Below are 25,989 nucleotides of genomic sequence, written 5' to 3'. Positions count from 1 at the left end.
CAATCCGTTACCCAAAAAACTCAAGATTCTTGTGGAACGGGCCGGAGAGCCCGTTCTTTATAATATTTGAACATACGAGCTTAAACTTACATTTTGTGCCAAGATTAGCCACGGGCTAGAAGCCCGTTCCACACACAATAAACTTTGTTGTAAAAAAAAACTAAACCATACATTTATAATAGGTAGAAATCATGGGATACACTACAATATTTGACGGAATATTTCATTTAAATAAACGGTTATTAGACAGCGAAGCTATTTACTTATTAGAGTTTTCTCGCACTCGACGGATGAAGAGAAATCCGGCGATTTTGCAAAGTATTCCCGATCCGGCGAGAACAGCGGTGGGTTTGCCTGTGGGCGAAGAAGGCTGCTATTTTGTCAATGAAAAATGGGATGAAGACTCCGAAGTTTCTGTTGTTAATTACAACCGCCCGCCGAAGACTCAGCCCGGATTGTGGTGTAAGTGGATTCCTACTGCTGACGGCGGGGGGATTAAATGGAGCGGCGTAGAAAAGTTTTATGATTATGTCGAATGGTTGCAGTATCTGATCGACAATTTTCTTAAACCTTGGGGTTATGTTTTAAATGGCGAAGTGAATTGGCAGGGGGAAAGAGAAGAAGATGTGGGTATGATTTGGGTTGAGAATAATGTGATTATTTCGCCCGAGGGTGCAGAGGAATTGTTGAGGTATGCGGTGTCACCGGTATCGGTGCCAAAGTTTGTTTGGGATTGTTTCAAGACGATGGAAGCGACGGGATTTTCTTTGAGGGATTGGAAGGAGGTAATTGATAAAGCTGTGGAGTTGGGACACGGGGAAGCTGCACTGTGGATCAAGCCTAATTTTGACAAGTATTTTGATGGTATGGAGCGGGGTTTTGAGTTTGAAGGAGAGGTAATGGAAACACAAGATGAGGATTTGTGAGCTGTAGTTTCGATTCATGGAGGCTCAGAAACCGGGTTTTTTACGAAATACTTCGTTAGATCATCGCAGATTCGGGAAAAAAACCCGGTTATGAAGGTCGGAGTAGTTAATCCGTAGGGTGCGTCGCTGCGAGATTTTCGATATAACTTGCAGATTCTAGATAGCGACGCACCTTACTTGCCATCAGATTATAGGTACTACATACACAGGTCATATGCTATATCATTGTAAGTACGATCGTCCGAGGATGTACTATGACAACATCAATAGAAATTCGCGCCGAAGTAGTTGAAGACAAAGTTGAGGACAAAGTACAGATTTATTACTCTCCAGAAGAGTATTTAATGCTGGAAGAGGGGGCAAAATTTAGAAGTGAATATCAGGATGGCAGGATAATCCCTATGACAGGCGGAACACCGAATCACAATCAAATAGCTGGCAATTTTTATGGGACATTAAATTTTGCTACCAAAGGACAACCGTACCGAGTATTTATCAACGATTTGCGTTTGTGGATACCGTCGAAGCGGGTTTATACTTATCCTGATGTGATGTTGGTGGCGGGTAAGTTGGAGTTTGCTGAGGGTAGGAAAGATACGATTACTAATGCGGTGATGGTGGCTGAGGTTTTATCCGAATCGACGGCGGATTATGACAGGGGCGGGAAGTTTAAACTTTTTCGCACGATTCCTACTTTTCGAGAGTATGTTTTGATAGATCAATACGAGATGCACGTCGAACATTTTTGTAAGACCGATGATAATAAGTGGGTTTTGTCTGAGTATGATGGTGCTGATTCGGTGTTGAGATTGAGTTGCGTGGAGTTTGAGATGCGGTTAGGTGATATTTACGATCGTGTGGATTTTGAATCTGAGTCTGAAGAGTGAGCGATCGCCCTCGAACAATTTGATTAAGTAATATTATGTTCGACCAATTTACCCTAGTTCTTGTAGGGGCGGGTTCACCAACAATACCTGCCAATAATTAACAATCTCAAAAACCCGCCCCGGCCGAGATATCGCGAGAGTTCGACAGGACATAAGGATCGAATTAAGCGAGTAGATTCACGTAGAATCCCAGAAGCATTATGAAATCTGAAAAGTCGGCTATTAGCTATAATATCGGTCAAAAATGGGCTGTGACTCTTTGCTGCGAAGCAGAAAAAAAAATGGAATTGAGAGTTGCAAAAATCGTTGGGTATTTAGACAAAAATTATCTCTTAAAGCAATGGGCAATATCTGATATTGAAGCTACGGGCAGTTACGGCAATTGCTTGACTACGCGGTGTAATAATCAGGAAATATTTCAAGTATCTACTTCTGATTTGTTGGAGGTAATGAGGGAAGAAGGTCAAGTTATTGAATTAAATGCTAGTTTGATAAAAGATGACGAAGAAGTGTTTAAAATATTGAGTCGAGATGGGGTTTCAATTGATTTACTTGGCAGCGGGGAGATGATGCCGCTGACGGTTTTGGGGAAGTATGTTTATGTTGACAAATAACTGTTTATGTGGTACAGGACGTGGGAGCGATCGCACTTCAAAAAGCTCGATCGCTATAATTGACAGAATGCTGCGAACAAGGGAGGAGAAGAAGTGCGATCGTAATTATTTGGCGCGTTTGCTGAAAGGCGATCGCTTACTAAAACCCAAACACTTTAGTAATCAATGGCAGTAGATTATTACAGAATTCTAGGAATTGTGTGGCTTGTGGTACACTTTTTATAATTCGTCCGAGCATCCTATTTGCTGTTTTGGCTTTATTCTTCATTTCTGGATCATTAGGATTTTGAGCAGCATCAGCTAACTCTTTTACTTGTTCTAAAGCATCCTGTTTGTCGTCATCAATCAAGTTTGGATCGGCTTCAATTGCTGCTTGGAGTTGGGTAAGTAACTCTTTGATTCCGGGTTTATCGGCTTCAGAGGATGAAGGTAACTCGTTGATAATGTTTGATACATTTCCCGTAGAATTTCCTCCTATGAAGTTGCCTCCAACACTGCCACCAACATAATTTTTCGATTGTTCTTCCATGATTTTTTCCTAGTTTAATTGACGATCGATCTTGAATGTAATTCAAATGTGGTTCAATAGAACAGCACCTTTATATCTTATTTATTACATCTCCCATAGCATTACGTCCTATGAAATTACCTCCAATACCTCCTTCTATTTTGATCGAGTTATCGTTTGAATAGACTACATAACGACCTTCTTCATGGCTTTCCATGAAATCATATAAGACTGAAACTACTCCTTTTAACCCTCGCATATCACTGGTAACAAATATTGGCAATGGAGAACCTGAATTTAGGTATAATTTAAGACCGTATGTTAGTGGCCAAAACGTATTATAAAGAAATGCGAGAAATGTGACAAATATCATAGCGAATCCTGCACTTTTTTCTCCACGATCATCAGTATAAAAAACAAATAGAAAAAAGCCAACTATAAAGAATAACCCAATCAATGGCACTGGCACTTTAAAGGTCCGAACAGGGCATACGCCAAAACCTGTGACGTTACGAAACTGATAGACATCTGAACCAAATTTAACTGTATTTTTGGTGATTTCTATGGTGGCATTCTTGATCTGTCTGTCAATATTTTGTGATGTGTTATTTCCACTCATCATTATTTTTTGCAACAATTTAAACATTAACCTGCTTCCTCCATAAATGAAATCCTTGGGACTACCACTTAATGCTATTGCCATTGACAATACTCCGGACAGTTTTCCAATATGATGAGATCGCCAGCCCGCTAGCTGAGTGCGCTCCTCTTCAGGGGCTGCCCTAACGACGTATTTACGTCATCCTAGCTGTATTGCGATCGGTAATCAATCTTGTTATTCCCGCTCGCCCGCAACGAAATTTCGAGGTTTTGAGGTTTTTCTTCACCACCTTGACGTGGGCTAGAGGGCGATCGCGATCCCACACAAGTGAAAAAAGTGAGTACGACCTGAACCCAAAATAAACAGAAAAATACGAAAAACTTCAGTGAATCTACAGCGAAATCTGACAATAGAAGTTAACCTCAGCGGTGCTAATCTCAGCGGAGCAAACTTAAGTGGAGCTAGATTATTCGCAAACTTAAATGAAGCTGATTATGTTCAAACCGATTTAGATAAAATAATAAATGCTGATAGTGAAACTGAATTATCGGGATCAGAAAACGAAATTGACTGGAACGGTTTTTGCTTTCACTCCGACGCACAAGTGAAAATTGCCGAAATACTCGATCGCACTTCCACTCTCTTCATCCCCAACTCCCAACTGCGACTGACAACACCCGCCTGCAGACAAAACCAACAAGCTGACTTTCTGATCTTCCACCAAAACAAGCTAGGGATACTGAAAATTGACAGTGGATCATCCCATCCAAACGCAACAGAAGATGAAATGTGCCAGCTTTTCATAGATTCTGGCATCAGTCTTGTCAAACATTACGATCCTACCCGATGCAGCGAAGAACCGGATCTAGTTGTGCAGGAGTTTTTGGAAAATTTGAGTCAGGTACAAGCCTAATCAGGTGTTTTTTATTTAAACTGTGATACAAACATTACCTTGGCTTTTGATATTTTCTCACTTCAACAATTAACAATCCTTCATTTTATAGTCGATGTAATAAATAGTATAGCTGTTCAATTAATTTAAACCTTCTGGGTAAAATTTTACACTAATTCACGGAATTAGTTTTGAATTATACCGTATTTAAAGGCACAACAGCTTATTTCACTTTCATTTAAATTTGTAGCAACGAGTCATCTGTTGTGAATTCCTTTTTCTCTTTCTTCCTCTGTGTCCTCTGCGTCCTCTGCGGTTACTTTCATAATTATAAATTTAACCGCAGATATACACAGATGAAGGCAGGTTGAGATTGTCTGTTAACGCATAAAACAAAGCCAAGCAATCTTCACCCCCTGCGATTGCTTCTTACTAATTATCCACGATCAATTCTCCTTTCCCCTCAATCACTTCCCCGATCGCCCAAGCACCAATTCCCTGAGACTCAAACCATTTAACAGCCTGTTCTACTTCCCTCGAATCGAGCAACAGCACAAACCCAATCCCCATATTAAAAGTATTGAACATATCTGCTGGGGCAACTTCGCCCGCTTCAGCAATCCACTGGAAAATGGGCAAATTTGGCCAGCTATTGCTGTCAATTTTCACAGATTGATTAACTCCCAAACAGCGGGGCAAATTTTCCGGCAAACCGCCGCCCGTAATGTGAGCCATGCCGTGAATTTCTAGACCGCTCTTAATTGCTTCGAGGACTGGTTTAACATAAATTGTAGTCGGAGTTAACAGCACTTCTCCTAAACTTTTGCCACCTAACTTTTCGGGTTGGGAATGCCAATCAAAACCCAGATCGCCCGCAATTTTTCTCACCAAACTAAAACCGTTGCTGTGCACGCCCGAACTTGCCAGCCCCACAGCCACATCTCCCACCTGCACCCGCGAACCGTCCAACAATTTGCTCTTTTCGACAATTCCCACACAAAAACCGGCCAAATCGTACTCACCCGCTTGGTAAAAACCGGGCATTTCTGCCGTTTCTCCTCCGAGTAAAGCACAGCCCGCTTGCTTGCAACCGTCAGCAATGCCGGCCACCACCGCAGCTAATTGTTCGGGATTTAACTTTCCCGTGGCTAAATAATCGAGAAAAAAGAGGGGTTCGGCCCCGGATGTCAGCACGTCGTTGACGCACATCGCCACCAAGTCGATACCTACCGTGTCGTGCCGATCGAGATTGTGGGCCAATTTTAACTTAGTCCCAACGCCGTCAGTACCCGAAACCATAATCGGCTCTTTTAAGCCCTCCGGGACGCTGAAAAACCCGCTAAACCCGCCGAATCCGCCCAAAACTCCCGATCGGTGCGTGCTCTTAACCATACTCCCGATGCGCGAGACAAAAGCTCTGCCCGCCTCAACATCCACACCTGCTTCTCGATAATCCATAAGTCCGCCAAATCGATTTCTTCTAATTTTTAGTTTATTCCCATAACAGTTGACAAACAGCTTTTTTAAGACTAGCCATTCGGCAGCCCACAAAATACACTAAAGTTTTGTAAAGTTTTGTAAAGTTTTCCGTAATGGCTGAAACGGCTGTAAGCCTTGGAACTAAAGGATTTTATGATAGAGGGTTTTGAGAAGATTTGATGAAGATTTGGTGAAAATCGCGATCCCAGCGATCCCCAAGCACAAAAGTTTGTGGTAGTCTGTTGCAGTTCGTGAACAAAACACAAATTGCGAATCGAGTATGAGTTGTCAAGTGTCAGGGAAGTTTCCGCCAATTTTTTTGGGGCGGAAGCATTAAAGCAAAAACGCACCCGGATACTTTGCTTTGACTCACGGGGGAATGGCGAAGGGCAAGAGAGAAATCCTTGACGCCCGCCGCCAAATGGCCAATCCTCCAATCTCGGTTGGCAATGGCTATTCACAAAAATGGACGTATGAAGGAAAAATTTGTTGGTGGTCTACTCGCTGTCCTGTTAGTTCCTATGGTAGGAACGGCATCCTCTTGTCACGCACAAGCCACAGGTGCCGACAACCAAAACTCTCAGGTTTCCGAGCAAGTAATTGCCACCCAACCGTCCCGGCAGTTAAACGCTACTCGGGTCGAAGCGCAAAAAGTCGGACAGTATCAGTATCAAGCAAGAGCTGAAATTGCCCGAGACTCGATCGCCAAAATTCAGCCCCACGACTTAGGCGGGCGACAAGCAGCGACAGTCTACGTGCGAAACATTCCAGTCATCACCTTTCTGAACGCCAATCCGGAAACAAACACCCCTTTGGGAGAAACTGGCAACAGCCAAGTCGGTGCTAGCAGTCCGTCAAAAGTAGCGGGCGCAAGAGAAAATCCCAAAGTCGGAAACATTGCCAGCAACTCTAGCAACCAAGAACCCGATCCAGTTTGGCGGGCATCAAGCTTAGCAGCAAGACTCAATCAGCTAGCCCGCAACAACATCGATCCCAACAGCATTACCGTTAAGTGGGAAAAAGGCGATCGCTACATTATCCAGGCAAACGGCGAGGACTTGGTAAAGATCAACGCCGAAACCATCCTCCCCGACACCACCAGCAACTTTAGCCGAGACGCCCTGCAAGCAACCAATCGCCTCCGGCGACTTCTGGGCAACGCCCCACCCCTGGAAGAAGTCGCAGGCAAACCCCAACCAGAACGCTCCGTGCTGTCTCTGGGCCCAGTTCAAGTGCGGCTTAGCGGCTGGGCTTCCTGGTACGGCCCGGGATTTGACGGCAACCTCAGCGCCAGCGGCGAACGTTTCAACCAAAATGATATGACCGCAGCCCACCCAAATTTGCCTTTTGGAACGAGAGTCATGGTGAGAAATCTCGACAACGGCCGCACTGTAGTCGTCCGCATTAATGACCGCGGCCCCTATGTGGGCGATCGGCTCATTGACTTGTCCGCCGGCGCCGCCAACGTGCTAGGAATGATCAGCAGTGGCGTAGCCAGAGTGGAAATCGAAGTGATCGAACCGCCGCAGCAAACAACTGGTGGACGCTGAACGGTAGTCTAAGGCAGAATACAAAACTTATCCGCAGTGTAGAAGGCAGAAAGTAGAATAAAACTGACATCTTGTACCATTGTCAACAACGGGCAAGATGCCCGTTCCACAAAGAATGAGTTTTCTTGTGGAACAGGCATCTTGCCTGTTCCTAAACAAGTAATTGAGAAGGGTGCAAGATGTGAGATAAAACTGACATCTTGCACTATTCTTTGTGGAACAGGCCGAAAAGCCTGTTCTTGACGGTGGTGCCAGATGTCAACTCGAACAAATTCTGACAAATAAACTCTGCATTCTGCCGAATGCCTTCAGGAGATTCTACCGGTGCGCCTGTTTACTACCATTGCAGCACTTCGCTGCTACTTAAATTTACAAAAGTCTGCTGCACCTCATTTGACAGTCGGTTTAGTGCCGACGATGGGAGCTTTGCACGCAGGGCATCTGAGCTTGATCCAGCGGGCAAGGCAAGAAAATGCGATCGCCCTGGTCAGCATTTTTGTCAACCCGCTGCAATTTGGGCCGACAGAAGATTTTCAAGATTATCCTCGGAATTTCGAGCAAGACCGGCTGTTGTGCGAACAAGCAGGGATTGATGCCATATTTGCTCCCTCAGCAACGGAAATGTTCGGCCATCAAGCAGTCGATTCCCTACGGGATAGCTTCGCTTCACACACAGAAACAGAGAAAACCGCCCAAAAACAGATAGAGATTCACCTTTCATCCTTAACTCAAGTAGTGCCGCCACCGGCGATGACATCTGTTTTGTGCGGCAAAGCAAGGCCCGGTCATTTTCAAGGCGTCGCGGCAATTGTTACTAAACTTTTGAGTTTGGTGCAGCCGACAAAAGCTTATTTCGGTCAAAAAGACGCCCAGCAGCTAGCAATTATTCGGAAGCTGGTCTTTGATTTTAACTTGCCTGTAGAGATTGTCGCTTGTCCGATCGTCCGCGAAGAGTCGGGACTGGCAATGAGTTCTCGCAATCAGTATTTAACAGCAGAGCAAAAACAGCAAGCCTCCGTACTCTACCGCGCCCTGCAACAAGCCTCGAAAACTTTTTCTTCAGGCGACCGCACCGCAGCAGCAGCACTCGCCGCAGCCCACGCAGCAGTCGCAGGAGAGCCCGCAGTCAAGCTCGAATACGCCGAACTCGTCGATCCCCACACTTTGACGCCCTTGCAGGTTGTGGAAACAGCCGGACTTTTAGCCGTGGCCGCCAGAGTTGGCTCTACTCGTTTGATTGACAATATAATTCTCAGGAACCGCCGGCCCATTGTGGCGATCGACGGCCCGGCGGGAGCAGGCAAATCTACCGTAACTCGCCTTGCAGCAACAGCTTTAAACTTGTTTTATCTGGATACCGGCGCGATGTATCGGGCGCTGACTTGGCTGGCCTTGAAAACAGACACGCCGATTTCCGACGAATGCGCGATCGCCGAATTAATCAGTTCCAGTTATTTAGAATACAACCTCGATCCCGCATCAAAGATGTTGAAGATTAACGGCGAAGACGTAACCGAGGCAATTCGCAGTTTGGAAGTGACATCCCGCGTCTCGGAAATGGCGGCAATTCCCGCCGTGCGGCAGTTTCTGCTGGAGGAACAGCGGCGCTGCGGCACAAAAGGCGGAATTATAGCAGAAGGCCGCGATATCGGCACTAACGTGTTTCCCGATGCGGAAGTGAAGATTTTTTTGACGGCTTCGGTACAAGAGCGATCGCGCCGGCGGCTGTTAGAACTTAAAGATAGCGATCGGGCTAATATTAGCTTGGCCCAATTGGAACAAGACATCGCCTTGCGGGACGAAAAAGACAGCACCCGCGAGGTTGCACCTTTGCGTAAAGCGGCAGATGCTGTGGAAATTCAAACAGACAATCTGACTGTTGCTGAAGTTATTGATCGGATTGTCGGCTTGTACAAAGAGAGAACTGGCCCTAAAAATTAATTTTAGGAGTGGCGGGCGGGCGATCGCCCTCATATCAAATTTGGTTAAACTCACATCTTGCACTATTCTCGCTTAACAGGCTTTTCGGCCTGTTCCACAAAGACTAGATTTTCTTGTGGAACAGGCCGAAAAGCCTGTTCCTAAAAAGCTTATTGACAATAGTGCAACATCTGACGTTAAACCAACTTGCAGTGTCAGGTAGGGACGCGGGTCGAAGCCAGCCCAGTCCCTAAGAATATCGTGCCATTAATCCGATTTGAGCGCCGTCCCCCTAGCTGGGGAAAAAGTTCACCCATCCCGCGTTTTCATGGATTAGGGCATTTCTGGCACACAAATCTTAAATTTTTTTATCCGGGCGGACTTCCCCACGATCGGTTATTTCCAGTAGCATTTTTACTGACTGTCCAATTTAAGATTATCCTCTTAAGTGGATTAACTTGATATCAACATAAAATCTCAAATTAACTGTACAAGGTGTGAAGGAGAGAACGACGTGACAAAATTGAAACTGCTGTGGAGGCGGCGAAAAACTTTAATAGTTGCTTTTATGGCAGCAACAGGAAGTTTTTTGCTGGGTGTGACATGGCCGATTAACTTGCGGGCCAATCAGCCATTGCAACCGATTCAGGCGCAAGTCTTGGCCGTATCCCAGTCGCCAGAACAACCGCCGATGTCCAATATTAATAAGTTCTCCGAGGCGATCGCCCGTCGAGTTGAATTTTCCCAAAATACTCTAACCCAATTGCAAGCAATCCGATTTCAATCAGCCGTACCGGATCAGTTTCAAGGTACAACCCTTCGTCACGCGAAACTCGACTCCCAGCGCAAGGCGATCGCCCTGACATTTGACGACGGCCCCTGGCCGAAAACAACTACACAAATCCTAGATATTCTCAAGGAAAATAATATTAAGGCTACATTCTTCTGGGTAGGAAAATACCTAAAAAATTCTCCCGAAATAGGCCAACAGGTCGCAGCCGCCGGTCACGCGATCGGCAATCACACTTGGAACCATCAATACCTTCAGTATAACGAAGACGGTGCCGCTCGCGAGATCGATCGCACTTCATCCTTAATTGAGGACTTGACCGGCATCCAAACATCGATGTTCCGCCCGCCAGGAGGCATTTTAAACAATGGATTGACAGCTTATGCTCAAAAGAAAAATTATGCAGTTGTGATGTGGTCTGCTGATTCTTTTGATTGGCGCACCCTTACGGAATCTTTGATAGACAACGTGATGAGGCAGGCAAATTCGGGCGGCATTGTGCTGATGCACGACGGCGGCGGCAATCGAGCAAGAACTGTAAAAGCTTTGCCTGATATTATTGCTCGATTGAGAAATGAAGGGTACAGTTTCGTAACAGTTCCCGAGTTATTGCAGATGCAAGAACAAGACTTACAACAACAGGAAACAGCACAAAAGTAACAATTTGGAAAAGTGGGATTTTACACCATTTCCCCCTTTTTTTGTATGTCGATAGATTAATTTTTCAGAACTCTAGCGGAACGAAGAAGGAAGAAGTAGTAACTGCGGCCGATTACCAGCGACGTTCTTGACTGCTGAAATCATTGCATTTCCCTTCTTCCTTCTTCCCTCTTCCTTTTTCCTTCTTCCTGACATCCGTTACATCCGTCGAGCGAATCCGTTGCCGAACTTCCTTATTCCTTCTTCCTGACCGAAAGCATCCAGGATACAATCCCCCGGATTCATCCGTGGAGAAATAAAAAACCTGTATCCGATGAAACTTGCCGAACGTATTTATCTCGCGCAAGTCAATGCTTCAATCGAAAATCGAAAATCGAAAATCGAAAATCGATTGACCTCCGTTATTCATGCCGGACGGTATTATCATGTTCGAGGGCAAGGTAATCTTCGGGGCTAAACCCAGACGGGATGGCCATAGCGTTAGAGGCAAAATTGATACCTTAATTGTAGCCATATTACCAATTTAGGCTTGAATCTAACGGCAAATCCTGCAACTGAGAATTCACCCAATTAGCTGCCGCCCAACCAGATCGCAAAGCACCCTCTATTTGACCTTCCCCGCACAAATCCCCCGCACAAACCAGTGGCAAATTCCCATCAGCCACCAAACAAGAAACAGGCAAAGGATTTCGACAAAAAGCATAGCGCCAGCGGTGAACCTGCAACCATTCCGGCTGTTTCAGCCAAGGGATTAAATATTCAGAAGTGCGATCGAGCAATTCTTGACCGACTGTTGGCAAATCGGCCGATTCTAGATGGCGATCGGCAAAATTTGCGCTGCTGTGAACCACAAACACCGGCAGCCGCGGATCGAGCCGTTTGCTGCTATCTAAACCAACCCAAGCTAAATCAGAATTATCGGGAAAAGAAACAGATTTCCACTGCAGATTTAGATTACTTAAATCTTGCTGTTTTGCCGCAGGATAGCCAGCCATAACCGTAATGCAAGGCTCGTACTCCACAGAACGCAATTTGTCAAGAAAATCAGATTGAAAACCGATTTCCGAACTCAAAAACATTAAAGCTTGAGGTGCAGGAATTGCCACAACCACAGCCTTAGCAATCAATTCTTGAGGTATCTCTAAATTGCTGTCAGTGACTTCTAGGGAAAGACGCCACCTTTGGTTATCTGTAGTAGAAATAGCTTGTACGCGGCGGCCAAACCAAATCTCTAAATCCTGGGCCAGATACTTACCGATAGCATTCATACCCGCAGGTGCGACATAACAACAGCGAGGAATAGCAGAAAGTTTTCCCTGTCTGAATTCCCAGACAGTATCAGTCCAGAGTTTGAGGATGTGGCGATCGACCAAAACCTCAATTAACCCCTGCACCGCATCCCCCTGCGGTTCCAGATACCGCGCCCCGTGATCTGCCCTAGCACCCTGTACGCGGCGGGTAGCAACACGTCCCCCCGCCCCGCGAGATTTCTCAACAACAGCCACAGAATAACCAGCTTGACGCAACCGTTGAGCGCAACTCAGCCCCGCCATACCCGCACCAATCACCGCAACATCGAACATAATGGGACTTTCAGATACATTACTTACCGGACTTTTTCTAGGAAATAAGCCTTAAGATGATTTCTTAACTTGCAGTTAATTTGCGATAGCAACGAGCGGTGATTAAATGAGGATGAAAAACCTCCATAAAATTAGACTGAAGTTTAGTAAAAAATGTGTTCATCTCTTGCTTATCTTCTAAATGAAAAGGAAATTCTTGATTAAAACCTTTAAAGAAATACCAGTTAAGGATAATCTTCCCTGACGGAGCCAGCATTTTGTGAAAATCCATCAATTGCTGACTTGGCTTTAGTAAATGTTCCATTACATCAAAACAAATAATCGAATCGAAAACTTCCGTCGGCGATACTTCCAGACAACAGGAAATTTTCTCACTCAATCCTAACTTAGCAGCTCGGCTTTGAACAAAATTGCAATTTATGGGGTTAAGATCGCAATAGACTACTTGTTCTACTTGAGGACAAAGAGCTGCTGCAATAGCATGAGTGCCAATACCGCCGCCAAAATCTAAAACTCGACCGGCAGCCATATCTGATATTAATGTTAAAGTACCTCCTATGTAATCCTGATTGGACATATGCCAAGCTCCGAGGTCAAATAGGTAAGCTTGGCCGACTCGATCGCGATAAAACTCGCTAGCTTTTTCCCAATCAAAATCCCGATGGCCTATTTCTTTTAGGGATTGTTGACCGACAGCGAGCTCTTGTTCAATTGTTTCTAAATCTAAATTTAAAAAATCCTGTAAATGCTGCTTGAGATTGAAAGTATCTTGCCAATATCCCTGCAAAAAAGACGGTGCGACAGAAGAAGACATCATTTACTTTGTTCTAAAAAAACCAAACTCATTATAGGATTAACTGACATTTTTGAACAGAACTACACTAAATTATTTTTCTTTTCTTTATAGCGAATAAAATAGTGGGCGTTCATGGCGACGGTTTGACTCCTCAAGCTGCGGGGTTGCAGACGTACCGAGGGGTTCCGGGTTTGCTGTTGGGCATCCAAATTGTATTTTTAGGATCGGTGGGACACCAAACTTGACTGTAAAATTGAGATGCGCGTCCGCCGATCGATGTAGCTGCTGAGGTTATAGCTTCTAGCAGTCGGATCTTCTGTGCAAATCCTGCCGATCGTCCTGCGCCCGGTAGTAGAATAAGGGACAGCACGAATCCATGATTAAGACCCGATAAAAAATGCCACTGTAGGTAAATCCTAAATCCCACGGGTTGTCAACCAGCAGCAATCTAAAATCTAAAATCTAAAATCTAAAATCTAAAATCGTATACGGGAGGGCAAAATTTTGGACGAACTCAGAGCAGCACTAGAATTAACAACAGAAGAAGAATTGCAGCAACTAACAGAACTTCTGTTCAGCCGCAAGTTTAACCCTTTAGATTACGTGCAAACCCCCGCACCGATAGATGTACAAAGTCGCGATCGCGAAGCATGGCTCGACGCCGTAGAACAGCGGTTTCGCTATCTTGCAGCAGACGGGTTGACGGTACTCAGAGGGCGAACCCAACAAGTAACTTACAGACAAGCACTAATTCAAGTTTGTCGCTATCTCAAAATCCCTTATCCCAGACAGTTGTCAACCACCGACTTAGAGGCAGAAGTATTTCTGCACTTAATGGGCCGCGCGTGGAAGCGTTTACCAGCAGACGAACAGCAAGCGCTGACACTGCGCGTACAGCGAGCGATCGTTGATTCTAAACTCTCAGAACCCCTGCCAATTACTGCTGAAAAAGACCCGCTGGGTTTACTGTTCAAAGGGGGCAGCGCTTTAGCTGTTAGTTCCATCTTAAAACCAATGCTGCTCAAACTAATGGCCAATCAATTTGCGCTGCATTTTGCCACCTATCAAATGGCAAAACAAGGAGTGCTTACAGGCACTGCAACTGCAGCAACCCAGTTTCAAAATTATGTCGCAATTCAGACGGCGCGGCGCGGTATGGCTGTGAGTGCCGCTCGTTACGGTGCGACGCGCAGCGTGTTCTCGTTTCTCGGCCCGGTGATGTGGACTTGGTTTTTCGCGGATTTGGGTTGGCGATCGATTTCCACGAACTACGGCCGCATTATCCCGACCATTTTTGCCCTAGCTCAAATTCGATTAACGCGATCGGAATGCGTTTGGGAACTAGCTTAACGATGGTAGATTGTAGATTTTAGATTTGAGATTGGGAGTGTGGGTGAATATCAAAAATCGGTTGAAATTAGCGGCCAAACAGACAGCAGAAAATCTCAAGTCTCGCCTCCAAAAACATCCAGATCCCCGCCTGCAAATTCCTTGGAATTTCGCCCAATTGGGGATGCTGATTTTTCCCTTAATTCCGATTTTGGGAGCTTTAGGTTTATTCCTGGGATTGGCCGGCACTTGCAAGCAAAAGTTCCGTCAAATTAGTCGCCGCCCGTTGAATCGAGGATTCGCAATTCTGAGCGCGCTGCTAGTCATCACAGCGGTTTTTGCTAACAACCGTATCGAGGCTTTTGTAGGGTTATACAATTTCTTGCCGTTCTTTATATTGTTTGCCGTTTTCAGCAGTTTAATTCAAACTTTGCCTCAATTGCGGCAATTGTCTTGGGTGATTGTAATTAGTTCAATTCCAGTGATAATTTTAGGCCTGGGACAGCAATTTTTCGGTTGGAGCGGCATCGCTCAATTGCAGCCTGTTTTTGGCTGGGTACTCGAACCCCAAGGCAATCCCCCCGGCCGTATGGCTTCTGTATTTATGTACGCTAATATTTTAGCTTGCTATCTGACAATTGCTTTTATTTTAGCACTGGGACTGTGGATGGAAGAAGGCAGAAGGCAGAAGGCAGAAGGCAGAAGGCAGAAGGCAGAGGGAAGAAGGCAGAAGGAAATAATTAATGAATTGCAAATTACCAATTCCCAGTTACCGATTCCCAATTCCCAATTCCCAATTCCCAATTCCCAATTACCGATTCCCAGTTACCGATTCCTATTTTTAAGTTTGGCCGTGGTGGGAAATGCTGTTGCTTTGATTTTTACTAATTCTCGCAATGCCTGGGGGCTGGCAGTTTTTGCAGTTTTGGCTTTTGCATTTTATGCGGGTTATAAAAAAATATTAGCTGCGGTTTTTAGTGTGGCTAGCACAGTTTTTTTGTCTGCCTTTGGCCCCGAACCATTACGGCAGTATTTGCGAAGAATTGTCCCTGCTTTCTTTTGGGCTAGACTCACCGACGAGATGTTCCCAAATCGGCCGACAGCTACTTTGAGAACTACTCAATGGCAATTTGCTTGGTCGATGACGCAGCAGCGTCCTTGGACTGGTTGGGGATTGCGAAATTTTACGCCTCTCTATCAAGCTCAGATGCAAGAATGGCTTGGTCATCCTCACAGTTTGATACTAATGTTGACTGCGGAAACGGGAATACCGGCAACGCTTTTGTTGTTTGGTTTAGTTGGCTGGGTTTTGGCTAGGGGTGTTTTGCTGCTGGCAAATTGGCCGCATTTTCCTGGGGATATTAAGCAGGAAAAAATAGACGCAGAGGAAACTGAGAAAAATTCTATTTTACACAGCACGAATCGGGTGAATTGTCAACAGGAAAATTCAGGCGATCGCCTAATTTTTTTCAGTTATTTATTAGCCTTCGCCGCCTGTACGCTTTTTAACACTGTAGACGTGACGCTGTTTGATTTCCGACTCAATACTACAAGCTGGTTGCTGTTAGCCGCAATTTGCGGAGTCAGCCAGAGGGAATAGGGAATAGGGCATTGGGCATTGGGCATTGGGCATCGGGCATCGGGCATCGGGCATAGGTTATTGGTTATTAGAACGAACAACCAACAACCAATAACCAACTACTGACTAATGACTACTGACTAATGACTTCCTTTATTCCACTGTCACCGACTTCGCCAAATTTCGTGGCTGATCCACATCCAAACCTCGACGCGCTGCAATGTGGTAAGCCAACAATTGCAGCGGAATCACTGTTACAATCGGTGACAACAATTCATCCACCAAAGGCACGGGCAAAACGTGGTCAAAAATGTCGGCTTCCGCCACACCTTGCTTCGGCGTAACGCCAATTAAACGGGCGTCGCGGGCCTTGGCTTCCTGAGCGTTGGAAAGCACCTTTTCGTAGACGCTTCCGGGCATGGCGATCGCCACTACAGGCACTTTCGCATCCAAAAGGGCGATCGGGCCGTGTTTCATCTCTCCCGCCGGATATCCTTCGGCGTGAATGTAGCTAATTTCCTTCAGTTTCAGCGCCCCTTCCAAAGCAATCGGAAAGTTAATTCCCCGCCCCAAAAAGATAAAATCTTGGGTGTCTGTAAACTGGTGGGACAATTCCTCCACATACTGTTCTTGAATCTCCAAAAACTTCTCAATTTCTGCCGGCAACTGGCGCAAACCAGTAATAATTTCTGCCAATCTCTCAGTGCTGATTGTTTGCCGCTGGTGCGCCAAATCCAAAGCTAAGAAATAGAATGCCATCAACTGAGTGACAAAAGTTTTAGTCGCAGCAACGCCGACTTCTATACCGGCGTGGGTGTTGATTACCTGCGGCATCATGTGGGCGATCGAACTTTCGGTTCTGTTAGTAATGCCTAACATTCTCGCCCGGAATTTATCAGTAAAACCCGCGCGGCGCTGCTGTTCCATCCCCAAAGCAGCCAGCGTGTCCGCCGTTTCTCCCGACTGAGTTACCCCAATAGTTAAAGTATTTGCTGTCAGCGGTGCCGGTGCGTAGCGGTACTCAGAAGCGTACTGCACCGCAGTCGGAATATTAGCTAATTGTTCCAACAAATATTTGCCAATTAGCGAGGCGTGCCAGCTCGTTCCGCAGGCGAGAATTGAAATTTGTTCGACATCGGCGCAAAGTTCATTGGGCAAGTTGAGATTGATGGGAGAGTTCGGATTTCCTGGCTGCCAATCGCTGTCTAAATAAGCCTCCAAACAAGCTCGGACTACGGCGGGCTGTTCATAAATCTCCTTGTGCATGAAGTGTTTGAAGCCTTGTTTTTCGACTAAAACCGGACTCCAACCAAGGATGCGCGGGCTTTTTTTCAGCCTTTCCCCTGCAAAGCTGTAAACTTCCACTCCCATCGAAGTTAGCCTTGCCAATTCGCCATTTTCTAAGGACAAAACAGTGCGGGTGTGAGATACTAAGGCCGGCGTGTCGGAAGCGCAGAAAAATTCACCAGCACCAAACCCAATCACCAAAGGAGCTTGCTGTCTGGCGACAATTATTTCCTCTGGAAAATCTGCACAGATAACGGCGATCGCAAAAGCTCCTTCTAATTTATTTACCGCATTTAAAACCGTTTCCAAAAACGATAAATCAGCAATCTTTTCTGTTTTTTTATCTTTTTCTTCTTCCTTCTCCCTTCTTGCTTCTTTCAAAAATTCAGCTATTAAATGAGGGATAACTTCTGTATCGGTATCGGAGACAAATTTATGTCCCTTCGCTTTCAATTCTTCCCGCAACTCGCGATAATTTTCGACAATTCCATTTTGAACTACCGCAATTCGCCCGCTATTATCTAGGTGAGGGTGAGCGTTATATTCTTCTGGTTTGCCGTGAGTTGCCCAGCGGGTGTGTCCGATGCCGATGGGAGCCAGAGAGTCTATCTCTGCTAACTTTTCCCGGAGGTTGTGCAATTTGCCCTTTGCTCGGATGCAGGTAATTTCTCCTTCGGAGATGGTAGCGAGGCCCGCTGAATCGTAGCCCCGGTATTCTAGTTTCTCCAATCCTGCTAGCAAAATCTCGCTTGCTGCTTGCGTGCCGATATAGCCAACGATTCCGCACATTTAACGTACTACTCCTGCTTAGCGATCGCAATAAAACTCAAGTTTTATCATTTTTACCTTCTTCCGGCCCCGAATGCAGATTCCGCGACAAAAAAGAGGGGGCAATTTAATCGCCCCCTCTTTTGTGCCCGTAATTCGATCGGCGTGTCGATCGATATTTAGTAGGCTAGACCCATACTGCGAGTGGTTTCTGCTCCCAGGTAAACCCGGATGCTCAGAAAATCGGTGGGACAAGCAGTTTCGCACCGCTTGCAGCCTACACAGTCTTCGGTGCGGGGAGATGAGGCAATCTGAGCTGCTTTGCAGCCATCCCAGGGCACCATCTCCAAAACGTCAGTCGGACAAGCGCGGACGCATTGAGTGCAGCCGATGCAAGTATCGTAAATTTTGACTGAATGAGACATTGAATAAAGGCTCCCAACGAGTCACTAAAAATTTGCTGCCTCTGCGAGTGAACAGATTTGACGGCGAGGTGCCACCGCTATAGCCTGCACAGAGAATTAAAGGTTAGTCTACCGCAGTGCCTGGAAGCACTTCGCGAAAAAGCGACAAAACTTCACAGTTATTCACGCGGAGAGTCTTATCAAAGTAGGTTCCTACTGAGCAAGTCTGTGGTTAGAGGGGAGTTATCAAGGACGGACTTCTTTACTACAAATCTGTGCAAATCGATCGACTAAAAGCCTAATTTTTCTAACACGGGCTTTGTGGAAACAATATGTCGATCGAGTCCTAGTTTTTTCGGTTCCACACCCAAAGCCAAAGCCACCAATTGCGGTAAATGCAGCACCGGCAAACCCAATTTGCGCCCGATTACTTTTTCTACCTCCGGCTGTCGCGAATCCAAATTTAAATGACAAAGCGGGCAAGGCGTTACCATACAATCAGCGCCATTGTCAAGAGCATCTTGAATATGTTTGCCTGCCATCTGAAAAGATTGGTTAGTGGCATAACTCGCCAACGGCCAGCCGCAGCACTGCGTCCGCCCTCGATAGTAAACCGGAGTTGCCCCGATCGCCCGAAACACATTTTCCATCGATTCCGGTTGGTGCGGGTCATCGTAAAGCAGCTTATCCTGAGCTCGCAGCAGGTAGCACCCGTAAAAAGACGCGCACTTCAAACCCGACAGCTTGCGGGTGACACGCTTCTGCACCTCGTCGAGCCCGTAATCTGCCACGATCGCCCACAACAGATGTTTCACCTCGGTACTGCCTTGATAAGGCGAACAGCCTTGTTTTTCCAGTAAACCGTTGACTTTTTCTATGTAGTTGGGATCGGTTTTCTGAGATTCCTTGAGGCGATCGTCCACATGACCGATTACCCCTTGACAAGTGCTGCAATGCGTGAGTAAAGGCAGATTAAGTTCCTCAGCCAAAGCAATATTGCGGGCGTTGACAGTATCTTCGAGTAACTGCGAATCTTCCTTGAAAGTGCCAGAACCGCAGCAGGAAGCTTTCTTTAGTTCCACCAGTTCAATCCCCAACGCTTGAGTCAGTGCTTGGGTAGACAGGTAAAGTTCGCGGGCGGCTCCTTGGGCGACACAACCGGGAAAATAAGCATATTTGAGATTTGGGGATGGCATAATCGTTTCTGCAGGGGAGAAAAGGCAAGGGAAAAGAAACGAGAGCGCTGGAGGTCGGGATGCTTCCTGCTTCGTTTCTCCTCTCCATATCCTTACAGAAAACTAGCGTGAAAGCCCCCCTCTTTTAAGGCACAGATGAAACGCAGTTTTCAGGTTGGTGGCGGGGCGATCGCGCTAATTTGCTGAAGGCGCTTTTGGAAAAATCCCATCGCTGATGGTTCGTCTAGACACTGGAATCAATCGCACCGTCAAAGTTATGTATCTGCGATCGCTGCTGGGCAAGCAAAAATGAGTTACTAAGTTTGCCAGTTCGCAAAGGCGAAGGGCGAGCACATTAGCATAAGTAATTGTTAGGCGATCGAGCATAACACATCGTTACACCCGACCCATTAGAGTGTTATGATTCAAGAGTAAATAAGCCAAGGTGGCTGAACTACACCGTTAGCTTGCTGGGTTATCAGTGCGATTGTACTTCAATGCTGTCGGTAGTTGCAAAATCATCTGGTTCCAGACATAGCGGTAGTTTATGATACTGCTTTCATCTCACCCAAAATGTCAAATCATGCAGTCGGGTCAAGCACAATTCCCCCAAGCCGTCACAATTTACAAAGCTCCTCACAAATATCGAGGGCAACAGAGGTATTGCCGAGGAGTTCAATCAAAACTTCAAGAAGGCGTTCTTGAAGTTTTGATGATCGGGCAAGCTACGATCGATATTTCAAAACGTTTGAGTATGGCTAGGATAAAAATGACAATTTTGAGCGGAATGAGGTAGTCCTTAGCCGCCCATACTGCCTAAACATGAATGATTTGGAGGGAATTCAATAATGTTAAACTCAATAAGGTTCGACTGGCAACAGTTAGCCATGATCGAAGAGCTCAAAGAGTATTTTGAAACTGATTTCCACGGATTTAGTAAACGGATTGAGCATCATATTCATGAATTGCAGAAAATCGATTCAAAAGAGCTTGATAACCTCGCAATTTTACGAGTTCTTGAAGTTACAAATGGTTGCACTCAATGGGGATTTAGAAGAAAAGATGAGGGATGCTTATCAGTTGAACAAACCCGTGAATGCATGAAGAAGGTGATTGGATTTATTCAAGATAAAAAAATCGACTTCCCAAGTGGAGAGTCGATTCATTTTACTTCATCCATTCAACAATTGATTGAGGAGGGACGTGGGCTTTACCAAGATGCCTTCAAGAAAAATATTGTCGGTAAAGAGAAAGAATACTATGCCTATTCGACGGCTCAGTTTTTAGTATACGGTCGCCCACGTTTGAATGCTGCACTTCAATTAGTAAAACAGGAGTTTGAATCTCTGTTTACAAAGTACTATATCGAAAAAGGTCGCAATTATATTGCCCCATATATGGAGGCGCTTCTTCCTGAAAATCCATGAAATGACGGGAATCATCCACAATTGATGGACAAAGTGCAATCTCTGATCTTGTAAGTAGAGTTGATGTTAAGCTTTCTAACAATTCGCTTGGAGCCGACTGGGGAAAGTCAGTGGTGTAGATGCAATGGTTTTGACAGCCCCTCAAGCACACCGTTAGGCGGAACAGATCGCGCCTGTTAAATTTGTCGTTTTTCAGCCGAGATTAAGCAAAAGCAAAGATGGTTGGCTCCGTTGTTGAGTCCAGAGAAGCTATGGGCGATCGCGAAACATAAGTAATTGTGAAGTGATGGGTGTATAACATATCCTTGGCTCTGACAAAAGTGATATTTTGGTGTTGAGATCGAGGCGCTCGTTTGCCGCTCAATTCAGCCGTTATGTGTAGGTTTTTATCGTAGGCGCATCCGGGAAACTCGGGGAGTACATGGTGCAGCAGGCGCTAAATAGGGGCTAAGAGGTGGTTTGTGTTTGTCGGGAACGCAGCGTAGGCAAACTCCATCGTTGTACAGATGCGATGTACAGATGCGATACTTCCATTGAGTCCGTTGAGGTTATCTGAGTGCGAGCGCAAGTAGGAAAGCAAGACGGATCGTATGCGTTTGGGCGTTGCTTTTGAGAATTTCTAGGGGACAAGCAGTCACTAGGGCATGATCTCTTGCAGATAGTCATTCAATCAGTCCGGGACGCAAAAATTGCTTTGCAACACTATTGGTAGCGGTAAGGTACGGTGTGCACCGCCAGATAGAGTTTATGCCTCCAGAACTATTCAAATAGCGATCGCCACCCCATAACAGTCCTAGAGTTGCTGCGATCGTCCGTGTCCCAATTGTCCCTGGCCCGTGTCACTTAGAAAAGCGGCCAGCCTTTGTCCTGCAGATCCCCCTTTCGGATAAGATTAGATACGCAGCAACCAATGAGGACACGATGTTATGAGCCAAGACGACATTTTTACTAGAGTCCAGAAAATTGTGAAAGAGCAACTGGAAGTCGAGCTGAGCGAAGTCAAGCCCGAAGCCAACTTTGCTAACGATTTAGGAGCAGATTCCTTAGATACAGTAGAGCTGGTAATGGCCTTGGAAGAAGAGTTTGATATTGAAATTCCCGACGAAGCAGCCGAAGGAATTACTACGGTTCAAGCTTGTGTAGATTACATCAGCAGCCAACTTGCAGCTCCAAAAGCATAAAATACCTGTTTTTTCCCCTAAGAGGAGAGAAGTTATAAAACTGGAAACTCCTCTTTAGTTCTGCGTTCTGGGTGTTTAATTTTTTGAAACTGAAATCATGACAAATTTAGAGCGTAAGCGCGTTGTTATCACGGGTCTCGGCGCGATTACACCGATCGGCAATACCTTGTCCGAATATTGGGACGGGTTGCTTGCCGGCAAGAATGGTATAGGCCCGATCACCTTATTCGACCCGTCGCGGCACGACTGCCGCTTTGCCGCAGAGGTGAAGGGTTACGACCCACACGACTATTTAGAGCGCAAGGAAGCAAAGCGGATGGATCGCTTTGCTCAATTTGGGGTGTCAGCGAGCAAACAAGCTCTTGCTGATGCGAAGTTGGAGATTAATGACCTGAACGCAGAACAGGTGGGTGTCATTCTTGGCACTGGCATTGGTGGCCTGAAGGTTTTGGAAGACCAGCAAGAGATTTATCTGAATCGCGGCCCCGATCGATGCAGCCCGTTTATGATTCCCATGATGATTGCGAATATGGCCGCGGGCCTGACGGCGATTCAAACGGGTGCTAAGGGGCCAAACTCTTGCACGGTGACGGCCTGCGCTGCCGGGTCGAATGCCGTGGGCGATGCGTTTCGCTTAGTTCAGGCGGGTTACGCCCAAGCCATGATTTGCGGCGGTACAGAAGCTGCGGTGACACCTTTGTGCGTGGCGGGTTTTGCTGCGGCGAGGGCGCTTTCGACTCGCAACGATGACCCGACTCATGCTTGCCGTCCGTTCGATCGCGATCGTGATGGTTTTGTCGTCGGCGAAGGTGCTGGCATTCTGATTCTAGAAGAAATGGAACACGCTCTGGCGCGTGGCGCGAAGATTTACGCAGAAATCGTCGGCTACGGTTTAACTTGCGATGCGTATCACATGACTTCTCCGGTACCGGGGGGAGAGGGTGCGTCGCGGGCCATGGCTTTAGCGCTCAAGGATGGGGGTTTGACGCCGGATATGGTGAGCTATATCAACGCTCACGGCACAAGCACGCTTCCCAACGATTCTACGGAAACCAAGGCGATTAAAAAGACTTTGGGAGACCATGCTTACAAAGTAGCAATTAGTTCTACCAAGTCAATGACCGGTCATCTTTTGGGCGGTTCTGGGGGAATTGAGGCGGTGGCGACGGTAATGTCGATCGCCAATGACAAAATCGCGCCGACAATTAATCTGGAAAATCCCGATCCTGAGTGCGATTTGGACTATGTTCCTCATACAAGCCGCGATCTAAAAGTTGATGTGGCGCTGTCGAATTCTTTTGGATTTGGCGGCCACAACGTGACTCTGGCATTCAAGAAGTTTGTTCAGTAACGGCTAATCCAAAATCGAGAGTTAAAAGGTAAAAAATTAATTTTTTACCTTTGTAGGGTAGGCATCTTGCCTGCCCTAACTTTCTGAAGTATAACCGGAGCGATCGTATGAATCAACCAATTATTCGATTTTTGACAACAAAGAATTATAAAAATCTGCACTTAGATCCATCTGTAAATTTAAACAACCTTAATATATTTATCGGCTCAAACGGTTCAGGCAAAAGCAATTTCATCAGTTGTTTAAAATTTTTAAAAGATTGCCTAATAGCTATTCCTGACGCAAATCGGGACGTGAGTAGTTTTGAGGATGCTGTTTCTAAAATTGGTGGTGGTAGAATTTTAGATGTCAATGTTGAAAGTCCAGCAAAGGTCAGTATAGCTTGCTGTTTTTCGCAAATTAACCACACTGGTAATCTTCAAAAAGACAGCGCAATTCTTGATTTCAAACTTTATACCGATAGACAAAAAGTAAGGGCGAGCATCTCTGAAGAATATCTATATGGCGGAGAAGATTTGCAGGAAACTTCCAGCAGGCAACCTTTCTATTACTATAAATTGCATAACAGAGAATTAGGGCAAGGAGTTTTATCTGTTTACAAGTCTCTCGGTCAAGAGCCAACTCAGTTTGAACCTTTAGATAACATTCCTACCAATTCTTTTGGTTTGTTGACAATTCCGACACTGCTTGAAAATAGTCTATTACCACCAGAAACTACACCTATTTACAAAATTAGAAGAGAATTAATTGAATTTATTTCAAAATGGCAATTTTATAATGCCAATAACATGAATTTGAATTCAATTATAACCGCCGAACCTAAAATAGGTGGCAGTGATATTTACTTATCTGCATCGGGAGATAATCTGCCTTTAGTATTGTACAATTTAAACCAAAAATCTATCAATTTTGAAGATAGCATTAACGAGGCAATGAAGTCCATCCTGCCAAAAACTCGTCGCCTTAGAGCTTTACCTTCGGGTCGCCTATCTCTCACTGTAGAATGGTATTTTGAAGGTATTGATGATGAAGCATTCTACCTAAATGAAATGTCGGATGGAACTGTCAGGATGCTTTGTTGGGCAACTATATTACATTCTCCACTTCTTCCTTCTTTGATAGTCATTGATGAACCTGAATTAGGATTGCACGTCTCGTGGATGCCAATTTTAGCTGAGTGGATTAAAAAAGCTGCCACCAGAACTCAGATAATTATTACCACACATAGTCCCGACCTTTTAGATCACTTTACCGATCGTTTAGAGAATGTTCTTTGTTTTTATCCCGAAAACAGAACGTATTTCTCAGTCAAATCTCTTTCAAAAGAACTGCTGAAGCCAAAACTTGAAGAGGGATGGCAATTGGGCGACTTATACCGTGTTGGCGATCCAAGTATTGGAGGATGGCCGTGGTAGTGTGGGTTTTCTCTGGTGGCGGTGAGGCTGAGGTTAGAGGATTCTTTCCTTTTTTAGAAAAAACTTTTCCGGGCTGTAGATTTGAACGAAAAACACCAGTTCGCCAAAAACCCGGCCCTAAAGCTAATAAAGCAGGTAGTTATGGAAGAACAGGTCAAAGCTTAATCGAGCAAATAAAGCAAGAATTACCGATCGCCTTAAAAGCGGAAGCAAATAAATGCGACTTGATTTTAGTTTTTGACGATTTGGATTGTCGCGATTCTCAGACACAAAAATCAAAAATATTGGTAGAGTTATCAAAAATACCCGAATGTGCTGACATCGAAAAATTTGTTGGGTTTGCCGCGCCGGAAATCGAAGCTTGGATTATTGCTGATTGGAATAATTCAATAGCTAAACATTCAGATTTTCGTCGAGGCAAAAGACATGAACGGATGCGTTGGTGGCTAAGTACACAAAGAAAAGTTTCTTTTGAGAATCCAGAAGCATTTAGTGAATACGATGCTGAAAAAGATTGCTGTCGAGAAAAACTATCAGAATATTTAATTGAGTCAAGTGTTCAAGATGAACTCGATCGCGATAAAGCACGCTTTTCTAAAGGAGATCATACTCCTTTGCTATTGAGGGAAATCGATCCAAATGAAGTCCAGAAAAAATGTCCCTTATTTCGCGAACTCTATAACTATCTCAATAATTTTTGTCGTTGTCCATAAAGGGTCAGATAAAAATTTATTTAAGTAAACTGTAAGCCAACTTTTGCAAAGCATTAGTAGTGTTAAATTAGATTTTCCCCAAACAAAAAGCGCCCCTATTTCTAGGAGCGCTTTTTGTCAATCTCAGACTAAAACTTAGCCATTGATAGAAGGA

Annotated in this window: 26 protein-coding genes; 15 read left to right on the top strand and 11 right to left on the bottom strand. The window is 45.3% G+C overall.

Going from position 1 to position 25,989, the window contains the following annotated elements; all coding sequences use genetic code 11:
• The first annotated feature begins 191 nt into the window (after positions 1–191).
• The 3 genes from QUB51_RS22865 to QUB51_RS22855 all read left to right on the top strand — a co-directional run bounded on the left by QUB51_RS22865 (position 192) and on the right by QUB51_RS22855 (position 2,427).
• Positions 192–926, top strand: a complete 735-nt coding sequence (locus QUB51_RS22865; protein WP_333262399.1) for a hypothetical protein — start codon at positions 192–194, stop codon at positions 924–926.
• Between the two features lie 254 nt (positions 927–1,180).
• Complete coding sequence (locus QUB51_RS22860; RefSeq protein ID WP_333262396.1) at positions 1,181–1,813, top strand: Uma2 family endonuclease; 633 nt, start codon at positions 1,181–1,183, stop codon at positions 1,811–1,813.
• Positions 1,814–2,013: 200 nt separating this feature from the next.
• Positions 2,014–2,427 carry a hypothetical protein gene (locus QUB51_RS22855; protein WP_333262393.1) on the top strand — a complete coding sequence of 138 codons (414 nt, stop codon included), beginning with the start codon at positions 2,014–2,016 and terminating at the stop codon, positions 2,425–2,427.
• Positions 2,428–2,566: 139 nt separating this feature from the next.
• On the opposite strand, the gene QUB51_RS22850 is transcribed toward QUB51_RS22855, so the two are convergent.
• Together QUB51_RS22850 and QUB51_RS22845 are read right to left on the bottom strand one after the other, a co-directional pair.
• On the bottom strand, positions 2,567–2,956 hold the full coding sequence (locus QUB51_RS22850) for a hypothetical protein (protein ID WP_333233550.1): 390 nt from the start codon (positions 2,954–2,956) through the stop codon (positions 2,567–2,569).
• Between the two features lie 70 nt (positions 2,957–3,026).
• On the bottom strand, positions 3,027–3,638 hold the full coding sequence (locus tag QUB51_RS22845) for a hypothetical protein (RefSeq protein WP_333233551.1): 612 nt from the start codon (positions 3,636–3,638) through the stop codon (positions 3,027–3,029).
• 283 nt (positions 3,639–3,921) lie between these two features.
• Here QUB51_RS22845 and QUB51_RS22840 point away from each other — a divergent pair, with 283 nt between their 5' ends.
• Positions 3,922–4,449, top strand: coding sequence for a pentapeptide repeat-containing protein (locus QUB51_RS22840; protein ID WP_333262390.1), 528 nt, complete (start codon positions 3,922–3,924; stop codon positions 4,447–4,449).
• A gap of 411 nt (positions 4,450–4,860) precedes the next feature.
• On the opposite strand, the gene purM is transcribed toward QUB51_RS22840, so the two are convergent.
• Complete coding sequence (gene purM, locus QUB51_RS22835) at positions 4,861–5,886, bottom strand: phosphoribosylformylglycinamidine cyclo-ligase (RefSeq protein WP_333262387.1); 1,026 nt, start codon at positions 5,884–5,886, stop codon at positions 4,861–4,863.
• Between the two features lie 494 nt (positions 5,887–6,380).
• Between purM and QUB51_RS22830 the strand changes: the two genes are divergently transcribed.
• Positions 6,381–7,457 carry a septal ring lytic transglycosylase RlpA family protein gene (locus tag QUB51_RS22830; protein ID WP_333054576.1) on the top strand — a complete coding sequence of 359 codons (1,077 nt, stop codon included), beginning with the start codon at positions 6,381–6,383 and terminating at the stop codon, positions 7,455–7,457.
• An 8-nt stretch (positions 7,458–7,465) separates the two neighbouring features.
• On the opposite strand, the gene QUB51_RS22825 is transcribed toward QUB51_RS22830, so the two are convergent.
• Positions 7,466–7,738 carry a hypothetical protein gene (locus tag QUB51_RS22825; protein ID WP_333262384.1) on the bottom strand — a complete coding sequence of 91 codons (273 nt, stop codon included), beginning with the start codon at positions 7,736–7,738 and terminating at the stop codon, positions 7,466–7,468.
• Between the two features lie 43 nt (positions 7,739–7,781).
• Between QUB51_RS22825 and QUB51_RS22820 the strand changes: the two genes are divergently transcribed.
• Entirely contained in the window at positions 7,782–9,398 is a 1,617-nt protein-coding gene (locus tag QUB51_RS22820) for a bifunctional pantoate--beta-alanine ligase/(d)CMP kinase (RefSeq protein WP_333211377.1), read from the top strand.
• 493 nt (positions 9,399–9,891) lie between these two features.
• Positions 9,892–10,827: a polysaccharide deacetylase family protein gene (locus QUB51_RS22815; RefSeq protein WP_333054574.1), complete on the top strand. Its 936-nt coding sequence runs from the start codon at positions 9,892–9,894 to the stop codon at positions 10,825–10,827.
• A gap of 515 nt (positions 10,828–11,342) precedes the next feature.
• Here the strand turns inward: QUB51_RS22815 and QUB51_RS22810 are convergent.
• From QUB51_RS22810 to QUB51_RS22800, 3 genes are all read right to left on the bottom strand, one after another.
• Positions 11,343–12,410 carry an FAD-dependent oxidoreductase gene (locus QUB51_RS22810; protein ID WP_333054573.1) on the bottom strand — a complete coding sequence of 356 codons (1,068 nt, stop codon included), beginning with the start codon at positions 12,408–12,410 and terminating at the stop codon, positions 11,343–11,345.
• Between the two features lie 64 nt (positions 12,411–12,474).
• Positions 12,475–13,227 (bottom strand): class I SAM-dependent methyltransferase, encoded by a 753-nt coding sequence (locus QUB51_RS22805; RefSeq protein ID WP_333054572.1) that lies wholly within the window; start codon positions 13,225–13,227, stop codon positions 12,475–12,477.
• 130 nt (positions 13,228–13,357) lie between these two features.
• Positions 13,358–13,576, bottom strand: coding sequence for a hypothetical protein (locus QUB51_RS22800; protein WP_333298330.1), 219 nt, complete (start codon positions 13,574–13,576; stop codon positions 13,358–13,360).
• A gap of 134 nt (positions 13,577–13,710) precedes the next feature.
• On the opposite strand from QUB51_RS22800, the gene QUB51_RS22795 reads away from it, so the two are divergent.
• Positions 13,711–14,556: a YaaW family protein gene (locus tag QUB51_RS22795; RefSeq protein ID WP_333262381.1), complete on the top strand. Its 846-nt coding sequence runs from the start codon at positions 13,711–13,713 to the stop codon at positions 14,554–14,556.
• Positions 14,557–14,599: 43 nt separating this feature from the next.
• Positions 14,600–16,135, top strand: a complete 1,536-nt coding sequence (locus QUB51_RS22790) for an O-antigen ligase family protein (protein WP_333054569.1) — start codon at positions 14,600–14,602, stop codon at positions 16,133–16,135.
• Between the two features lie 132 nt (positions 16,136–16,267).
• On the opposite strand, the gene glmS is transcribed toward QUB51_RS22790, so the two are convergent.
• The 4 genes from glmS to QUB51_RS22770 form a co-directional block, all read right to left on the bottom strand.
• Entirely contained in the window at positions 16,268–18,190 is a 1,923-nt protein-coding gene (gene glmS / locus QUB51_RS22785) for a glutamine--fructose-6-phosphate transaminase (isomerizing) (protein WP_333054568.1), read from the bottom strand.
• Between the two features lie 158 nt (positions 18,191–18,348).
• A complete protein-coding gene (gene psaC, locus QUB51_RS22780) occupies positions 18,349–18,594 on the bottom strand; it encodes a photosystem I iron-sulfur center protein PsaC (RefSeq protein WP_015175986.1) in 246 nt (81 codons plus the stop codon).
• Between the two features lie 269 nt (positions 18,595–18,863).
• On the bottom strand, positions 18,864–19,769 hold the full coding sequence (locus QUB51_RS22775; protein ID WP_333246394.1) for a CoB--CoM heterodisulfide reductase iron-sulfur subunit B family protein: 906 nt from the start codon (positions 19,767–19,769) through the stop codon (positions 18,864–18,866).
• A 174-nt stretch (positions 19,770–19,943) separates the two neighbouring features.
• The gene (locus QUB51_RS22770) at positions 19,944–20,135 is read right to left on the bottom strand and encodes a hypothetical protein (RefSeq protein ID WP_333054566.1); all 192 of its coding nucleotides are present in this window, start codon (positions 20,133–20,135) and stop codon (positions 19,944–19,946) included.
• A gap of 160 nt (positions 20,136–20,295) precedes the next feature.
• Between QUB51_RS22770 and QUB51_RS22765 the strand changes: the two genes are divergently transcribed.
• The 6 genes from QUB51_RS22765 to QUB51_RS22740 all read left to right on the top strand — a co-directional run bounded on the left by QUB51_RS22765 (position 20,296) and on the right by QUB51_RS22740 (position 25,835).
• A complete protein-coding gene (locus QUB51_RS22765; protein ID WP_333054565.1) occupies positions 20,296–20,544 on the top strand; it encodes a hypothetical protein in 249 nt (82 codons plus the stop codon).
• Positions 20,545–20,635: 91 nt separating this feature from the next.
• Positions 20,636–21,175, top strand: coding sequence for a hypothetical protein (locus tag QUB51_RS22760; protein WP_333233558.1), 540 nt, complete (start codon positions 20,636–20,638; stop codon positions 21,173–21,175).
• Positions 21,176–22,101: 926 nt separating this feature from the next.
• The gene (gene acpP, locus QUB51_RS22755; RefSeq protein WP_333054563.1) at positions 22,102–22,356 is read left to right on the top strand and encodes an acyl carrier protein; all 255 of its coding nucleotides are present in this window, start codon (positions 22,102–22,104) and stop codon (positions 22,354–22,356) included.
• A 97-nt stretch (positions 22,357–22,453) separates the two neighbouring features.
• The gene (gene fabF / locus QUB51_RS22750; RefSeq protein ID WP_333054562.1) at positions 22,454–23,707 is read left to right on the top strand and encodes a beta-ketoacyl-ACP synthase II; all 1,254 of its coding nucleotides are present in this window, start codon (positions 22,454–22,456) and stop codon (positions 23,705–23,707) included.
• A 107-nt stretch (positions 23,708–23,814) separates the two neighbouring features.
• Positions 23,815–25,122: an AAA family ATPase gene (locus QUB51_RS22745; RefSeq protein ID WP_333211390.1), complete on the top strand. Its 1,308-nt coding sequence runs from the start codon at positions 23,815–23,817 to the stop codon at positions 25,120–25,122.
• The gene (locus QUB51_RS22740; protein ID WP_333054560.1) at positions 25,110–25,835 is read left to right on the top strand and encodes a DUF4276 family protein; all 726 of its coding nucleotides are present in this window, start codon (positions 25,110–25,112) and stop codon (positions 25,833–25,835) included. Before QUB51_RS22745 ends, QUB51_RS22740 begins: the two co-directional genes overlap by 13 nt.
• The last annotated feature ends 154 nt before the right edge of the window (positions 25,836–25,989 follow it).

Origin of the sequence: Microcoleus sp. AT8-A3, from assembly GCF_036705675.1 — a bacterium.
In the GTDB taxonomy this organism is placed as follows: domain Bacteria; phylum Cyanobacteriota; class Cyanobacteriia; order Cyanobacteriales; family Microcoleaceae; genus Microcoleus.
Note: the sequence above shows the minus strand (reverse complement) of the source record. Positions and strands in the feature narration are given on the sequence as shown.

Excerpts from the sequence above, each read along its gene's own strand:
- QUB51_RS22855 (WP_333262393.1), top strand. The coding sequence starts at position 2,014 with ATGAAATCTGAAAAGTCGGCTATTAGCTATAATATCGGTCAAAAATGG.
- QUB51_RS22845 (WP_333233551.1), bottom strand. The coding sequence starts at position 3,638 with ATGGCAATAGCATTAAGTGGTAGTCCCAAGGATTTCATTTATGGAGGA.
- QUB51_RS22830 (WP_333054576.1), top strand. The coding sequence starts at position 6,381 with ATGAAGGAAAAATTTGTTGGTGGTCTACTCGCTGTCCTGTTAGTTCCT.
- QUB51_RS22770 (WP_333054566.1), bottom strand. The coding sequence starts at position 20,135 with ATGCTCGATCGCCTAACAATTACTTATGCTAATGTGCTCGCCCTTCGC.
- QUB51_RS22765 (WP_333054565.1), top strand. The coding sequence starts at position 20,296 with ATGATACTGCTTTCATCTCACCCAAAATGTCAAATCATGCAGTCGGGT.
- psaC (WP_015175986.1), bottom strand. The coding sequence starts at position 18,594 with ATGTCTCATTCAGTCAAAATTTACGATACTTGCATCGGCTGCACTCAA.
- QUB51_RS22775 (WP_333246394.1), bottom strand. The coding sequence starts at position 19,769 with ATGCCATCCCCAAATCTCAAATATGCTTATTTTCCCGGTTGTGTCGCC.
- QUB51_RS22760 (WP_333233558.1), top strand. The coding sequence starts at position 20,636 with ATGATCGAAGAGCTCAAAGAGTATTTTGAAACTGATTTCCACGGATTT.
- QUB51_RS22805 (WP_333054572.1), bottom strand. The coding sequence starts at position 13,227 with ATGATGTCTTCTTCTGTCGCACCGTCTTTTTTGCAGGGATATTGGCAA.
- purM (WP_333262387.1), bottom strand. The coding sequence starts at position 5,886 with ATGGATTATCGAGAAGCAGGTGTGGATGTTGAGGCGGGCAGAGCTTTT.
- acpP (WP_333054563.1), top strand. The coding sequence starts at position 22,102 with ATGAGCCAAGACGACATTTTTACTAGAGTCCAGAAAATTGTGAAAGAG.
- glmS (WP_333054568.1), bottom strand. The coding sequence starts at position 18,190 with ATGTGCGGAATCGTTGGCTATATCGGCACGCAAGCAGCAAGCGAGATT.
- QUB51_RS22740 (WP_333054560.1), top strand. The coding sequence starts at position 25,110 with ATGGCCGTGGTAGTGTGGGTTTTCTCTGGTGGCGGTGAGGCTGAGGTT.
- fabF (WP_333054562.1), top strand. The coding sequence starts at position 22,454 with ATGACAAATTTAGAGCGTAAGCGCGTTGTTATCACGGGTCTCGGCGCG.
- QUB51_RS22860 (WP_333262396.1), top strand. The coding sequence starts at position 1,181 with ATGACAACATCAATAGAAATTCGCGCCGAAGTAGTTGAAGACAAAGTT.
- QUB51_RS22865 (WP_333262399.1), top strand. The coding sequence starts at position 192 with ATGGGATACACTACAATATTTGACGGAATATTTCATTTAAATAAACGG.
- QUB51_RS22745 (WP_333211390.1), top strand. The coding sequence starts at position 23,815 with ATGAATCAACCAATTATTCGATTTTTGACAACAAAGAATTATAAAAAT.
- QUB51_RS22810 (WP_333054573.1), bottom strand. The coding sequence starts at position 12,410 with ATGTTCGATGTTGCGGTGATTGGTGCGGGTATGGCGGGGCTGAGTTGC.
- QUB51_RS22850 (WP_333233550.1), bottom strand. The coding sequence starts at position 2,956 with ATGGAAGAACAATCGAAAAATTATGTTGGTGGCAGTGTTGGAGGCAAC.